The organism is Myroides sp. A21 (assembly GCF_000807225.1).
GTDB lineage: Bacteria > Bacteroidota > Bacteroidia > Flavobacteriales > Flavobacteriaceae > Flavobacterium > Flavobacterium odoratimimum.
This window is the reverse complement of record NZ_CP010327.1, coordinates 3,937,819-3,951,870: the sequence shown is the minus strand read 5'-3', so window position 1 is coordinate 3,951,870 and position 14,052 is coordinate 3,937,819. Positions and strand designations below refer to the sequence as shown.

The 14,052-nt window shown below is 32.4% G+C and carries 14 protein-coding genes; 11 read left to right on the top strand and 3 right to left on the bottom strand.

The window, feature by feature from the left end:
* The first annotated feature begins 85 nt into the window (after positions 1–85).
* Together MYRA21_RS17635 and MYRA21_RS17630 are read left to right on the top strand one after the other, a co-directional pair.
* Positions 86–1,702 carry an ABC-F family ATP-binding cassette domain-containing protein gene (locus MYRA21_RS17635; RefSeq protein ID WP_006258395.1) on the top strand — a complete coding sequence of 539 codons (1,617 nt, stop codon included), beginning with the start codon at positions 86–88 and terminating at the stop codon, positions 1,700–1,702.
* Between the two features lie 201 nt (positions 1,703–1,903).
* The gene (locus MYRA21_RS17630) at positions 1,904–2,365 is read left to right on the top strand and encodes an META domain-containing protein (protein ID WP_006261643.1); all 462 of its coding nucleotides are present in this window, start codon (positions 1,904–1,906) and stop codon (positions 2,363–2,365) included.
* Between the two features lie 573 nt (positions 2,366–2,938).
* Here MYRA21_RS17630 and MYRA21_RS17625 read toward each other — a convergent pair.
* Positions 2,939–3,418, bottom strand: a complete 480-nt coding sequence (locus tag MYRA21_RS17625) for a GNAT family N-acetyltransferase (RefSeq protein WP_039330134.1) — start codon at positions 3,416–3,418, stop codon at positions 2,939–2,941.
* A 172-nt stretch (positions 3,419–3,590) separates the two neighbouring features.
* Here MYRA21_RS17625 and MYRA21_RS17620 point away from each other — a divergent pair, with 172 nt between their 5' ends.
* The 4 genes from MYRA21_RS17620 (at position 3,591) to MYRA21_RS17605 (ending at position 7,068) form a co-directional block, all read left to right on the top strand.
* On the top strand, positions 3,591–4,268 hold the full coding sequence (locus tag MYRA21_RS17620) for a response regulator transcription factor (protein ID WP_039330133.1): 678 nt from the start codon (positions 3,591–3,593) through the stop codon (positions 4,266–4,268).
* Positions 4,269–4,271: 3 nt separating this feature from the next.
* Entirely contained in the window at positions 4,272–5,564 is a 1,293-nt protein-coding gene (locus tag MYRA21_RS17615) for a sensor histidine kinase KdpD (RefSeq protein WP_039330131.1), read from the top strand.
* 152 nt (positions 5,565–5,716) lie between these two features.
* Complete coding sequence (locus MYRA21_RS17610) at positions 5,717–6,166, top strand: PepSY-like domain-containing protein (protein ID WP_006258389.1); 450 nt, start codon at positions 5,717–5,719, stop codon at positions 6,164–6,166.
* Positions 6,167–6,186: 20 nt separating this feature from the next.
* Complete coding sequence (locus tag MYRA21_RS17605) at positions 6,187–7,068, top strand: PepSY-like domain-containing protein (protein WP_039330130.1); 882 nt, start codon at positions 6,187–6,189, stop codon at positions 7,066–7,068.
* Positions 7,069–7,112: 44 nt separating this feature from the next.
* Here MYRA21_RS17605 and MYRA21_RS17600 read toward each other — a convergent pair whose 3' ends face one another.
* Positions 7,113–8,570 carry a LuxR C-terminal-related transcriptional regulator gene (locus MYRA21_RS17600; RefSeq protein ID WP_039330129.1) on the bottom strand — a complete coding sequence of 486 codons (1,458 nt, stop codon included), beginning with the start codon at positions 8,568–8,570 and terminating at the stop codon, positions 7,113–7,115.
* A gap of 907 nt (positions 8,571–9,477) precedes the next feature.
* Here MYRA21_RS17600 and MYRA21_RS17595 point away from each other — a divergent pair.
* The 5 genes from MYRA21_RS17595 to MYRA21_RS17575 all read left to right on the top strand — a co-directional run bounded on the left by MYRA21_RS17595 (position 9,478) and on the right by MYRA21_RS17575 (position 13,037).
* The gene (locus MYRA21_RS17595) at positions 9,478–9,912 is read left to right on the top strand and encodes an adenylyltransferase/cytidyltransferase family protein (protein WP_006258385.1); all 435 of its coding nucleotides are present in this window, start codon (positions 9,478–9,480) and stop codon (positions 9,910–9,912) included.
* A 242-nt stretch (positions 9,913–10,154) separates the two neighbouring features.
* Positions 10,155–10,643 carry an ecotin gene (locus MYRA21_RS17590; protein WP_039330128.1) on the top strand — a complete coding sequence of 163 codons (489 nt, stop codon included), beginning with the start codon at positions 10,155–10,157 and terminating at the stop codon, positions 10,641–10,643.
* Positions 10,644–10,787: 144 nt separating this feature from the next.
* On the top strand, positions 10,788–11,075 hold the full coding sequence (locus MYRA21_RS17585) for a hypothetical protein (protein ID WP_006258245.1): 288 nt from the start codon (positions 10,788–10,790) through the stop codon (positions 11,073–11,075).
* On the top strand, positions 11,075–11,413 hold the full coding sequence (tnpB, locus tag MYRA21_RS17580) for an IS66 family insertion sequence element accessory protein TnpB (protein ID WP_081316899.1): 339 nt from the start codon (positions 11,075–11,077) through the stop codon (positions 11,411–11,413). The genes MYRA21_RS17585 and tnpB overlap by 1 nt, the downstream gene beginning before the upstream one ends.
* A gap of 49 nt (positions 11,414–11,462) precedes the next feature.
* Entirely contained in the window at positions 11,463–13,037 is a 1,575-nt protein-coding gene (locus MYRA21_RS17575) for an IS66 family transposase (RefSeq protein ID WP_039329170.1), read from the top strand.
* A 75-nt stretch (positions 13,038–13,112) separates the two neighbouring features.
* On the opposite strand, the gene MYRA21_RS17570 is transcribed toward MYRA21_RS17575, so the two are convergent.
* Positions 13,113–14,045 (bottom strand): siderophore ABC transporter substrate-binding protein, encoded by a 933-nt coding sequence (locus MYRA21_RS17570; RefSeq protein WP_039330127.1) that lies wholly within the window; start codon positions 14,043–14,045, stop codon positions 13,113–13,115.
* Between the last annotated feature and the right edge of the window lie 7 nt (positions 14,046–14,052).

The window sequence follows — 14,052 nt, the reverse complement described above, 5'->3', positions numbered from 1 at the left end:
GTAGGTAGGGCGATAAGTTTTATTTATAGATGTTTCTAAATATAAAATTAGTAATTTTGTAGGCAATTTAAATTAAAAGATAATAATGTTAACAGTTTCGAATCTGTCAGTTCAGTTTGGTAAACGAATTTTATTTGACGAAGTTAATGTAACTTTTACTCAAGGTAACTGCTACGGTATTATCGGTGCTAACGGTGCTGGTAAATCTACATTCTTAAAAATATTATCGGGAGATATCGACCCTACATCAGGTCATGTTTCTCTAGAACCAGGAAAACGTATGTCAGTTCTTAATCAGAACCACAATATGTTTGACGAATATACAGTTCTTGAAACTGTAATGATGGGTAATAAAGATTTGTATAATGTTAAGAAAGAGATGGATGAGCTTTACTTAAACTATACAGACGAAAATGCTGATCGTATCGGAGAGTTACAGATCCGTTTTGATGAAATGGATGGTTGGAATGCCGAGTCAGCTGCCGCTACGATGTTATCTAACTTAGGGATATCTGAAGATTTTCATTATACGCCTATGGCAGAGATGGATGCTAAGTTAAAGGTACGTGTATTATTAGCACAGGCTTTATTTGGTAACCCAGACGTATTGATTATGGATGAGCCTACCAACGACTTGGATTTTGAGACAATCGCTTGGTTAGAGAATTTCTTAGCTCATTATGAGAACACGGTATTAGTAGTATCTCACGACCGTCACTTCTTAGATGCTGTGTGTACGCACGTATCTGATATTGACTTCGGTAAGATTAACCATTACTCAGGTAACTATACATTCTGGTACGAATCAAGTCAATTAGCAGCTAAGCAAAGAGCTCAACAAAATAAGAAAGCTGAAGAGAAAAAGGCTGAATTAGAGGAGTTTATCCGTCGTTTTAGTGCGAACGTTGCGAAGTCAAAACAAGCAACTTCTCGTAAGAAGATGATCGACAAATTAAAATTAGATGATATTAAGCCATCTTCTAGAAGATACCCTGCTATTATATTTGATACAGATAGAGAGGCAGGAGATCAGATTTTAAATATCGAAGGATTATCTGCTTCTATAGATGGAGAGGTATTATTTAAAGATATCAATCTAAATATGGCTAAAGGAGATAAACTAGTAGTAATCTCTAAAGACTCACGTGCTACTACAGCGTTCTACGAAATCTTAAATGGTAAGAAAGAGGCTGATGCAGGTAAGTTTGAGTGGGGAATCACTACAACACAATCTTATTTGCCAGTAGAGAACCACGAGTTTTTTGACAATGACTTGACATTAGTAGACTGGTTACGTCAATGGGCGAAGACAGAAGAAGAAAGAGATGAAGTATATGTACGTGGATTCTTAGGTAAGATGATTTTCTCTGGAGAAGAGGCACTTAAGACAGGTCGTGTATTATCAGGAGGAGAGAAGGTGCGCTGTATGTTATCTCGTATGATGATGATGAGAGCTAACGTATTAATGTTAGACGAACCTACGAACCACTTAGACCTAGAGTCTATTACTGCATTCAATAATACATTGAAAAACTTTAAGGGAACGATCTTATTAACGACGCATGACCACGAGTTTGCACAGACTGTAGGTACACGTATTCTAGAGTTAACTCCTAATGGGGCTATCGATAGATATATGACGTTCGACGATTACTTAGATGATCCAAAAGTAAAAGAATTAAGAGCAAAAATGTATTCATAATATATTTAAAATATAGAATAGGGCTATTTGTATTACAGATAGTCCTTTTTTTGTATAATAATTTATGTTTTGAGAAGAGTTATTCCTTATAATAAGATATTATATGTAAATTTTAAGAATTAATTATTATAGACTGCCATATGAAATGGTAAATTTGCTAATAACCTTGAAAAGGGGAAAACATAATAAAATAAAAGTAAGATGAAAAAGACATTAGTATTACTAAGTGCTGTTTTAGCATTAACGGCTGTAAGCTGTAAGACAGCAGGAGAAATTACTACTGTAACAGTAGAGAAAAAAGTAGATATGAGTAAAAAATTAGAAGGAGAATGGGTATTGAGCTCTATTACAACTCCAGCAACTTCTGGTAAAGATATGAGTACTCTTTTCTCAATGAAGAAACCAAGTTTAACTTTTGAAGTTAAGGATAAAAAAGTTTATGGAAATGATGGATGTAATAATATCCATGGAAGTTTTGAAGCTAAAGAAGGGAACGCTATCAAGCTAGGAGATAAGATGGCTTCTACGATGATGTTCTGTGAAGGAGTAGCAGATAGAGAGTTTATGAATGCGCTAAATTCTGTAACTCATTATGACATTGCAGAGAATCAGTTAATTATGCGTTCTGGCGATATAGTGGTATTGACATTTACAAAAAAGTAAAAACTGAGTTCGAATATTGAATTTATAGAACTGATCTAAGGTATATCTTTAGGTCAGTTTTTTTATGGCTATAGATTAAGGGAGTGTTTTCTCAGTTTGTTTTTTATAATTGAAAGACAAAAAAAGGCAATATTTATCTAGTTAATATTTAAACTTTTATAAAAAGGCATAGAATTAGCGTGGTTGCTGGTTTTGATTTACGCATTTAGCGACTTTTAAATTGAATAATTGTACTTAATGTTAGAATAAATTAGCATTATAATATGTTAATTTATGTGATTCTGTGGTGAAAAGTGAATTGTTGATGAAGTGGTTAATAATTATTTGTTATCATAGTGAATACTCTTACAAAAATATATAATTTTGTCGCCGTATGAAGGAATTGTGGGGACTTAGTACTTCATGCGATTTTATTCCCTTTCCTAATAAACGCGTTTGCTTTTGGCTAAGTATTGTATGAATAAAAGTCTATAAACGAAATGTTCTTTTGCGTTAATACATTACGGAAAGGGATTTTTTTTTAATTATATATTTAAGTATATTTTAATGTACCTACTATCAATAATTTAAACACTATATTTTAAATAAGTTGAGTAACTCCTCATGAGGTTTTATTGTTTCTATAAAAGTAAATCCTAATCTTGTTAGCAGTTTAATAGAACTCTTGTTATCAGGAAGGGTAGTCGCATATAAAGTACTGTATTTAGCATCTTCTCTTATTATCTTGATGATAAAGCTTGTAGCTTCGTAGGCATATCCTAGCCCAATGTAAGTGGGTATGAAGGCAAAACCTATATCGTGATACTCTAGGTAGTCTCGCTTAATCAGGGAGATTAATCCTATTGGTTTCCCATCCTCTTTTCTATTGACCACCCAGTATTGATACTGTGGATTATCTAATATACTCTGTATATACATCTGTGCATCCATTGCCGTATAGACATTTCTATTTCCTATATATTTAAGCCATCCAGGAGTATTGACTAATTCTATGATAAAGGAATTGTCAGCATGAGAGAGTGGAGATATCTGTAGTCTATCGGTACTATACATAAGCTAAATCAGTTAAGTGTAAGGCATAACTAAAATAAGATTATTTCTTTAATATAGACAGAGATAATTTGCGTTTAAAAGTTTTATTATTCGTATTTCATTATTTAATCTGATAGAAAGGAAAAACATTTATTAGATAACTTGTATATTCGTAAGTACTAATTGGAGGGATATGAAAATTTTAGTTATTGAAGACGAACAGGAGTTAAGAGATATCATCCGAGAATCCTTAGAAAAAGAGCTTTACTTGGTCGAGGTGGCTAGTAATTATAGGTTAGGGATAGAGAAGTTAGCAGGGTATGACTATGATTGTATCTTGTTAGATATTATGCTTCCCGATGGTAATGGAATAGACTTGTTACGTGAGATCAAATCGATGGGTAAAGCCGACTCGGTTATTATTATATCGGCTAAAGATTCTATAGATGATAAAGTATTAGGCTTAGAGTTAGGAGCAGATGATTATCTAACTAAACCTTTTCATCTATCGGAGCTATTAGCTCGAATAAAATCTGTGTTGAGAAGAAAGAACCAACAGGGGTTCCAGAGTGTAAAATGGAATAATATAGAGATTTTTATAGATGAGAGAACGGTAGTCGTGCAAGGGAGTACGATGTTGCTTAATAATAAAGAGTTTGAGCTATTATATTATTTTGTAGTGAATGCGAATAGATTAGTGACTAAATCTTCTATTGCAGAGCATATATGGGGAGATAATATGGATGAGGCAGATAGTTACGATTTTGTGTACTCTCAGGTGAAGAACTTGCGCAAAAAACTAAAGAGTCATCACGCGGAAGTAAATATTCAGTCTGTGTATGGAATGGGGTATAAATTAGTGAATGAATAGGGGATGAAACTACATAATTATACACTTAGGTATTTATCCATTGGCATAGTGATAGTTCTTACTGTATGGGTGCTTATCTTCTACGCATTCATGACAGAAGAGGTCTATGATAATATAGATGATGGACTGAAAAACACTAAAAGTGAGATAGTCAAAAAAGCATATAATAATCCTAGTATCAATAGTATACAGTCATTCGGAGCAAGTGGATTTAGAATTACTCCATTAGCGCCAGAAGAATACTCTAGAAAGAATGTGTTCACTACAGAGATGATCTATATGGATGTAGATGATAATGAGGAACCTGTGCGTATGCTCACCACTACTTTTGAAGATAAGAATGGAGATAATTTTTTATTAGAGATACGTACCTCTACTATAGAAGCAGATGATTTATTAGGAGATTTTGGTATTGCCGTTGGGGCCTTGTACTTGATGTTGATTATCAGTATATTCTTGATTAACTATTTTATTTTAAGGAAAGTAGTTTGGGGTTCATTTTATAAATTACTAGGTAACCTGAAGAACTATACTATAGGTAAAGAGGTGGTGACGGAAGAGACCAAGACTCCTATCCGAGAATTTACAGATCTACAGCTAGAGATTAATAAGATGATAAGACGTATAGAAAGTACTTTTGAGCAGCAAAAAGCCTTTGTGTCTAATGCAGCTCATGAATCTCAGACTCCTCTAGCTATTATGAGTAATAAGTTAGAATTAATGGCTGAAAAAGAAGAGTTGAATGAAGAACAGATGTTACAAATACAATCTATTCATCAGACGCTGAGAAGACTCATTAAGCTGAACAAATCCTTGTTGATGTTGGCTAAAATAGAGAATAATCAATTCTTTAATTATCAGGATGTTAATTTTAATGATATCATTAGAGAGATGATAGAAGACTTTGAAGAGTTCTTTGAGTATAAGGCGGTTAGTATAACGGTTAAAGAGGATGAGCAACCTTTTATAGTCAATATGGATAAAGGGCTTTCTATTACGCTAGTGCAGAATTTACTAAAGAACGCATTAACACATAATGTACAGGGAGGAGAGGTAGAGGTAGAGATCACAAATCATTACTTTAGAATTGGTAATACGAGTTTAATTCCTACTCCATTAGACGAGAACTTAATATACAATAGGTTCTTTAGAAGTACAACGAACGAACAATCTACAGGACTCGGGCTTGCTCTAGTACAGACTATTATAAAAGTAACAGATAATCTGTCTATCAAATATCATTTTGATAACAAGCATTATTTTACAGTATATCACACTGATTATGATTTGAAGTAATAAAGTGTTGTGAATTATAAAGGGGACAATCTATTAGGTTGTCCCTTTGTTTTTTTGCACTCAATCTATTTCTTTTTAAAAATGTAATTATTCCCAATTCTTTCCAGAATGTGTTCCTAAGTTTGTCATGTAAAACTAAAAAGAGAATTACTATGAAGAGTTTAAAAACATTGTTTGCAGGACTATTTATGTCAGTAGCTTTATTAGCTTCACAATCGACATTAGCGAAAGATGTAATCATCACTAAGAGTGAATTACCTCAGAAAGCAAGTAGTTTTATAGATACTTACTTTAAAGATAAAGAAGTGAGTAAGGTAGAGAAGGATACAGACTTCTTATCTGTGTCATATAAAGTGACATTTACAGATAATGTAGAGGTAGAGTTTGACAAATCTGGTGAATGGGATGAAGTAGATGGTAACACAACTACATTACCTACAGGCTTTATGCTTGCTCCAATCGTGACTTACGTTTCTGATCATTATAAAGGAGAGACGATTACTAAAATAGAGAAAGAAACTCGAAAATATGAAGTGAAATTAAGTAATGGAGTAGAATTAGAGTTTTCAAAAGATGGGAAATTTAAAAGAATAGATCAATAAATAATTAAAAGAAAAAGAAAATGAAGAAAAGAAAAATTGCTTTAGCCTTAATGTTAGCTGTAGCGCTAGGATTCACAGCATGTAGTAGTGATGATAATGGAAATGACCACAAAGTAGAAAAAATCACAGAAGAGCAATTACCTGCTAATTCTAAGAGCTTTTTAAAGACAGTGTTTCCAAACTCATCTCTTAGACATGCTACTAAAGTAACTACTCCTAATTATTATGGTTCTCTATACACTACACGATTAGACAATAGAGTAGAAATAGATTTTGATAAAGCAGGAAATTGGACAGAGGTAGAAATGGAAGATGACTCTGCTATACCAGTTGAGTTTTTAAAGAGTGAAGTGCCTCATATCTATGACTATATAGTTAAGAATTATAAAGGATTCTCTATTACTGAGATAGATAGAGACATGAAAAGAGGTTATGAAGTAAAGCTTAGTTCAGGTTTAGAGTTGATTTTTAATACTAAACAAGAGTTTGTAGGTGTTGACTTAGATTTAGATAGAGATGAGGAGTTAATCGCAGGTACAGATTTACCACAGAAAGCACAGGATTTCTTAAAAACTCATTTTACAGGAGTAGAGCTTGTCTTAGTGAAGAAAGAATTAGATAGAGCAGGAGATGAGTATAAAGTATATTTAGCGAATGGTGTAAAGGTAGAATTTACTGCTACAGGGGAGTGGAAAGAGATAGAAACGAAGAGAAATGTAGCGATCCCATCTGCGATTATACCTAGTGCTATGAATACTTATATTGTTAAGAACTATAATAAATTCCATATTGAAAGTATAGAGAAAGAGCACAATACTTATCAAGTAGAATTAGTAAACGGAGCACAAGAAATAGAGTTAGTATTCGATCTAGAAGGAAATTTCTTACGAATAGACAATTAATTGATACAGTAATACAGAAAGAGCTACCTTGAAGTAGCTCTTTTTTATTTTCCCGAAAGTAAGGTCTCTTTTAAAAGTAATGCTTGACTCCTAGTTTTTACATCTAGCTTTGTATAGGCATTGCTTACATGATGCTTGGTTGTACTAAGAGATATAGAGAGTTTTTCTGCGATTTCTTGGTTGGACAGACCATCCCATATCCCCATAATAACGTCTATTTCTCGATCTGTACAGAGGTACTTCTCTCTTAAGACTTCTTGAATCGATTGTTCTTTGAAAGTACTTTTTTCTATGTGATGATTTGGTGTTTTTTCTTTATGTTCTAAATCTTTGTGTGCTTTTTGTGATTGATTAGCCTTAAGGGATTCTAATTCATTTTTAAGAGATTCATGATCTGCTTTAAGCTTCTTTGCTTTGATCCATAAGGAATAACTTGCTAAAGTAAATGCGATACTATAGATTATACGAATCTTATCCTTATCTACAAATGAGAGGTAGTAATTACCAGGAAATATAGAAAGATAATACGTCATCGAGGTCAATGCGATTACACTAAATGAATAAGTAATAAAACGAACAGACATATCCTCTTTATAATACTTTAAGACAAGTGCTAAAGTGATTATAGTTGATACTAGCGTACTACATACTATGATGATGAAGTACAGTGAATTATTAGTTTGATAAAGTACTATGCCTAATACAATATACAATAGCACTTGGAAGGAGTAAAAATATTTCAGTTTTGATGGTAATCTCTGTATATCTAAAAAGTAGTATATAAATAATGAGAAAATCAGACAGCTAATAGGTATAGATATTGCTAATATCAGTAACTCATTACACTGTTTGTTATATAAAAAATAGAGTAACCCATCTTCTACTAAATAAATAATAAAGACAGATACGATATATATACAATAAATAAGGATAACTTTCTCTTTAAATAGTGAATATAAGCCAAAGGTTAGCGCTATAGAAAGTAAAAATAAACTATAAAAAACCTCTATTTTGATCATTGTATTAAGCATAATACTTCTATACTCTGCACGCTCAACAAGTATAAAATTCCCATAATGAACATAAGAAGATTTTGACTTAAAATATATTGTGTTATGACCAGTGATAAAATGGTTCTCTTGATATTGCGGACTTATTTTTCCACCTTCTAAGTCAGTATTTATGGTTGTTTTTTCCCATAGGCCATTCTGTTTCGCATAAATATTATAATTATTTACGTGAATGGTAGGAAATTGTAATATAAGTGGTTTGTTTAATAAATCTTGAGGGATAGTTATTTTTAACCAAGTGTTTCCTTCTTTATCCTTAGAATACTGTGTAGTTGAGTCATGATCTAGTGCCTCGAATTTTAAGTGGTTTACTATAAAATTAAATTGCTCATTGTTAGTTTGGCTTAAACAATAAGTCGTAGGTGTGAATAGTAGTAAAATTAGTAATATCTGTAATATATTCTTTCTTTTACAACTGTGTAAGGCATTCATGTTTTGTTAGTCAGTGATTTAAGGGGCAAAAATAGTTATTTTTCAAGAATAAAAGTTCACGTCTTGAAGTTTTATGGCAAAGTGAGTTTTTTTTGAGTAAATCTATCATATTTGTCTTTTTTTCTAAAAAAAAAGATATAGTACTTTAGTACGATTCAGGTGTTAGAATGTTTATTATTAGTCTATTAAGTGGTGTTTTTTAGAGATAATTTGGTACTTTAGTATGAAGTGATTATTAGAACCTTTTCCTATATTTGTAATTCAAAACAACAAATTTTTAATTCGGAAAACTTTACATTTAGCTAGCTCAGTGTAGAGTATTTTGCAAAGATTTTTTCTGAGCAATTGTATTTTCCCCACCTGCAGCACAATCAATTCTTTTCCCTAAGAATTTGTGCTGCAGTCTTTTTTTACCCCCTTTAATGAAAAGGTATATTGGTTAGTGATTGTAGAGAAAATGTTCTAAATACAGGAGTGATTTTTTTGTGATTACTTAGCCAGATACTCTACCTATATTAGCCCTTCCCTAAAAAATATAGCTGTTTTACGGAATTCCTTATTTAAAAAGAGGTAGGACTATTTATCTTTGTGATTGAAGAATCAAAATCAATTGTGGCATTCTGTAGAAAAAAGGTACACTATATGAATAATGTGCTACGTTAAATATTTTGTTATTCTATCATTTTTATAATGTTAGAACTATTTTCTATAAAAAAAACAATATTTAAATTGTTTTAGAATTGTAATATTTGATATTTTTTAATCTTGATTTAACATAAATAGAATATAATTAGTAAATTTGTATCCTAATTTAAGAAAATAAAAAAGGGTACAAGATATAATCTAGTTTATAAATGGTTAATAAATTGTTTTATTACTGTTTAAAAACTAGGCAAAAAAGATAAGTATGAAAATTGGAATAACTTTTAGTGCATTTGACTTATTGCACGCAGGGCATGTGAAGATGTTAGAAGATGCAAAACGTCAATGTGATTTTTTAATTGTAGGATTACAAACTGATCCTACTTTAGATAGACCAGAGAAAAATAAACCAACTCAGTCTGTAGTTGAAAGATATATTCAACTAAAGGGATGTAAGTTTGTTGACGAGATCGTTCCTTATGCTACAGAGCAGGATTTAGAAGATATCTTAAGATCATTTAAGATAGATGTTCGTATTTTAGGTGATGAGTATCAAGATAAGAATTTTACAGGACGTAAATACTGTGAAGAAAAAGGAATAGAGCTTTACTTTAACAGTAGAGATCACCGTTTCTCTAGTAGCTTATTGAGAAAAGAAGTTGCAGAAAAAGAAAACAGTAAACTAGTGAAGATAGGATAACACTATCCAACTATAAGTTATAAAAAGCACAATTGTTAATTCAGTTGTGCTTTCTTTTTTTTAATAATGTGGTAAATCTTTTTAAACGTTGTTTTATTTGAATCAGTTTCTAGATTTAACTATAAATAATACATTATTTAACACGTTGGCTTGTGTTTTTTTTGTAATTTGCTATTAACTAATAACGACAATAACTTTTGTTTTGATATGAAATAAGAGTTGTCAATTAAAAAGAAAAAGAAATGAAAAAAGTTTTAAGTTTAATCGTTGTATTTTTTGGTTTAATGACTGTAACTATGGCACAGACAATCACAAGAACAGATGTATCTATTTTCCCTGTTCCAGAGAAAGGATATAAGCAAGTAGTAATTGAAGTACCTCACTCTTCTAAAGATGATAGTAAGAAGATCGAGTTTACAGTTGGTAAAATGATGGAGGTAGACGGGTGTAATCATTTTAACTTAATGGGGACATTAGAAGAGAAAGATCTTCAAGGTTGGGGATATAGCTATTTTGTATTCACAACGAAAGGAGATGTAGCTTCTACGATGATGGGATGCCCTGACGCAGCTAAGAGAAACTTATTTGTAAGTGGACAACCTCATTTAACACGTTACAATGGTAAATTACCTATCGTAGTATACGTTCCAGAAGAATATGAAGTAAGATTTAAAATTTACACTACTGATGGTGATGAGTACCAAGCAAGTGAAGTAAGGAGAAAAAAATAAAATTAATATAAAAGAGAGAACACCTCTCTTCTAGAAGAATACAAAAGAATAAAGCCTCTTAAGTAATTTTAAGGTATGCACCCCAGCAAGTGCATGTTTCATAATATAATGTAAGGAAGTAAGTTTGCTTTAAATAATAAAGAGATGAGCAAACAAGAAATTATGTACTCTCATGTAGAGGATTGGCAAGCAAGTGGATTAACACAATCAAAGTATTGTGAAAGTGTTGGAATTAAGCTGGCGACATTTAGTTATTGGGTAGTAAAGTTTAAGAGTGAAACAGAGCAAGAAGGCTCAAGTAACTTTATAGCAATAGGTGAAACATCTAAAACCGACAGTAAAGAATACGAAATCGTGTATCCTAATGGAGTGAAGTTACGTTTAGAAACGAAAGATTTGGGTGAACTCTATTCATTAGTAAACCTTGTGTAATGTTTAGTCTGAGTAGTAGCCATCAATTCTACTTGTATAAATCAGCTTGTGATATGCGCAAGAGTTTCGATAGTCTATGTGGTCTTGTTCAAAACGAGCTTAATCAAGTCGCTCATAATGGAAGTGTCTACGTCTTTATCAATCGTCGATGTAATCAGATTAAACTCTTACACTGGGAAACAGGTGGTTTTGTGTTATATCACAAGCGATTAGAACAAGGTACTTTTGCTTTTCCTATTCATAATCGGACTCAAATCAGTTGGAGTGATTTGGTACTTATGATTGAAGGAATACAAGTGATAAAAAGTAGTCAAAAAAGGCGGTTTTCCATGAGATAAAACAGCCTTAATCCTTGTATAAATAAGGCTTTTGACGTATATTTACTTCATGGAAATAGACTTAGAAAACTTATCGAAACAAGAACTTTTGGCACTTTTAACCAAAGCCCAAAAGACTATTTCCAAACAAGAAAAAGTAAATACTAAGTTAGAGAAGAAAACTACTAGCTTAGAAGAAAAGACCTCTAAACTAGAAGAAAAAAATACAGAACTGGAATATCGTGTAAAGCTACTTGAGCGCATGAAGTTCGGTCAAAGCCGAGAACGTTTTGAGGATCCCAATCAAACTCAATTACCTTTAGATGTTGAACAAGCAGTCTTAGAGGAACAAGAAGAAGTAATCAAACAAGAGATTACCTACTCTCGTGAGAAAAAGAAACATCCAGGACGAGCTAAACTACCAGATCATTTACCCGTAGAAGAAATAGAAATACATCCTGAGGGAGATTTATCTGATATGATTTGCATTGGTAAAGAAACTACAGATGTGTTAGATTATGTTCCAGGTTACTTTAAAATCAAGCGTTACATCCGATATAAATACGCTACTAAAGATAAAGACAATACTAAAATTAGTATTGGCGATCTTCCAGAGCGAATTATAGATAAAGGAATCCCTTCAGAGGGATTATTATCCACAATACTTGTAGATAAATATGTTGACCACCTTCCTCTTTATAGACAAAAGCAACGCTTTTCAAGAGAAAATATCGATATAGCTTCTTCTACAATAGATGGTTGGGCTGCTCAAAGTATGGATGCTTTAAAACCACTATACCAAAAGCTGGTGATGGACATCAAAAATGAAGGTTATCTCCAAGTTGATGAAACCACCATCAAAGTCTTAGATGAGAAAAAGAAAGACAAAACTCATCTTGGCTACTATTGGGTGTATCATGCACCTATATCCAAGCTTGTAATGTTTAATTACAGTCCTACTCGTAGCGGTAGTGCTGCACTACCTATATTAAAAAACTTCAAAGGATATCTGCAAACTGATGGATTTAGCGGCTACCAAGCCTATGGAAATAAGTCAGATGTAACGCATCTTGCTTGTTGGGCACATGCTCGACGTGAATTTGAAAAAGCTTTAGATAACGATAGAAAAAGGGCGCAGCATGTACTAGTAGAAATACAGAAGTTATATGCTATAGAGAGAAAAGCTAAAGAACAAAACTTAGCTCCTGACCAAATCAAAGAACTTCGTCTAGATGAAAGTTTACCAATCATCAACAAGCTTGGTAAATATATGATTGCTCAGATGAATCTTACCTTACCTCAAAGTAGAATAGGTAAAGCTTTTGCGTACTCTCAAAAAAGATGGAGTAATCTAAGTGATTACTTACACAATGGAAACTTGCAGATAGACAATAATCTTGTTGAAAATGTAATCAGACCTGTAGCAATTGGTCGTAAAAACTATCTCTTTGCCGGTTCTCATGATGCAGCACAAAGAGCAGCTATGGCCTATACGTTTTTTGCTAACTGCAAAAAGCATGACATTAATCCATATCAATGGCTAAAGTATGTTCTTGAAAATATTCAATCCATCAACCACAAGAATATCGCTGACTTATATCCTCATAATTACAAGAAACTTATCCTGGATAATGTAGAAGAATAATTAGATCTCACAAGATGTACTTGCTCGGGTGCATACATTTTAAGAGGCTTTCTTTGTAGAATTATTATGGTGGTGTTAATGATAACCTTTGGCAATATCTTCTAAGAAGATTTTAAATGAAGTAGCTCCAGAACCAGATAAGAACCAAGCATCTGGATCTAGATAGATAACTTTATTTTGTTTATAAGCAGTTACTTTTTCTAGTAATGCATTAGTTATTTGAGTAGGTTTATCTGTGTTTTGTACGATGGCGTCTCTATCTATAATAAATAAGATATCAGGATTGTGTTCTAAGATAAACTCACTATTAATCATTTGTCCATGATTATTGGCAATCTCCGTAGTGATATTGGTTGCACTTCTTACACCGAAGTCTTTAAATATAAATCCATAACGCGTATTCTCGTCGAATAAGCGGAAGTTCCCTTCCGAGTGAATGATTACCATTGCTTTAGCTTCACTTTTAGCAATAAGGGCTTTTAAATCACTTAAACGAGTGTCTAAATCCTTTGATAACGCTTCTGCTTTTGATTCTACTTGATATATTTTGCCAAGTAGAAGAATATTGTCCTGTATATACTTTAGATAGTTATCTCCTTTATTAGGGATGCCTAACATTAAGGTAGGCGCTATTTTTACCATTTCATCATAATCTGCAGGGAAGGCATTATCCATGAATACAAGATCAGGACTTAGATTAGCTACTACGTCAAAATTAGGTTTAAATACAGCACCTAAATCTACGATACTCTTATCCTTTTCAAGATGTGATAAATACTTAGGAGTGAACTCTTTTGCCATTCCCTGAAACGGAATTTGCAATTCGTTCATATTCTCCATAATACCTCTTTCTAAGACTGCTACAGTTTTGGGTTGTATAGGTACTTGTACCGTTGTTCCATTGTTTTCTACTTCTATAAAATTAGAAGTTTCTGTTTCTTTTTGACTTTCTTTACAGCCTGTGATGGTTAAGGCTAGTAAAGCAAAAGTTATTAATTGCTTTCTCATAACGATT

Coding starts and splice junctions, on each gene's coding strand:
- MYRA21_RS17635 (WP_006258395.1), top strand. CDS start 86: ATGTTAACAGTTTCGAATCTGTCAGTTCAGTTTGGTAAACGAATTTTA.
- MYRA21_RS17630 (WP_006261643.1), top strand. CDS start 1,904: ATGAAAAAGACATTAGTATTACTAAGTGCTGTTTTAGCATTAACGGCT.
- MYRA21_RS17625 (WP_039330134.1), bottom strand. CDS start 3,418: ATGTATAGTACCGATAGACTACAGATATCTCCACTCTCTCATGCTGAC.
- MYRA21_RS17620 (WP_039330133.1), top strand. CDS start 3,591: ATGAAAATTTTAGTTATTGAAGACGAACAGGAGTTAAGAGATATCATC.
- MYRA21_RS17615 (WP_039330131.1), top strand. CDS start 4,272: ATGAAACTACATAATTATACACTTAGGTATTTATCCATTGGCATAGTG.
- MYRA21_RS17610 (WP_006258389.1), top strand. CDS start 5,717: ATGAAGAGTTTAAAAACATTGTTTGCAGGACTATTTATGTCAGTAGCT.
- MYRA21_RS17605 (WP_039330130.1), top strand. CDS start 6,187: ATGAAGAAAAGAAAAATTGCTTTAGCCTTAATGTTAGCTGTAGCGCTA.
- MYRA21_RS17600 (WP_039330129.1), bottom strand. CDS start 8,570: ATGAATGCCTTACACAGTTGTAAAAGAAAGAATATATTACAGATATTA.
- MYRA21_RS17595 (WP_006258385.1), top strand. CDS start 9,478: ATGAAAATTGGAATAACTTTTAGTGCATTTGACTTATTGCACGCAGGG.
- MYRA21_RS17590 (WP_039330128.1), top strand. CDS start 10,155: ATGAAAAAAGTTTTAAGTTTAATCGTTGTATTTTTTGGTTTAATGACT.
- MYRA21_RS17585 (WP_006258245.1), top strand. CDS start 10,788: ATGAGCAAACAAGAAATTATGTACTCTCATGTAGAGGATTGGCAAGCA.
- tnpB (WP_081316899.1), top strand. CDS start 11,075: ATGTTTAGTCTGAGTAGTAGCCATCAATTCTACTTGTATAAATCAGCT.
- MYRA21_RS17575 (WP_039329170.1), top strand. CDS start 11,463: ATGGAAATAGACTTAGAAAACTTATCGAAACAAGAACTTTTGGCACTT.
- MYRA21_RS17570 (WP_039330127.1), bottom strand. CDS start 14,045: ATGAGAAAGCAATTAATAACTTTTGCTTTACTAGCCTTAACCATCACA.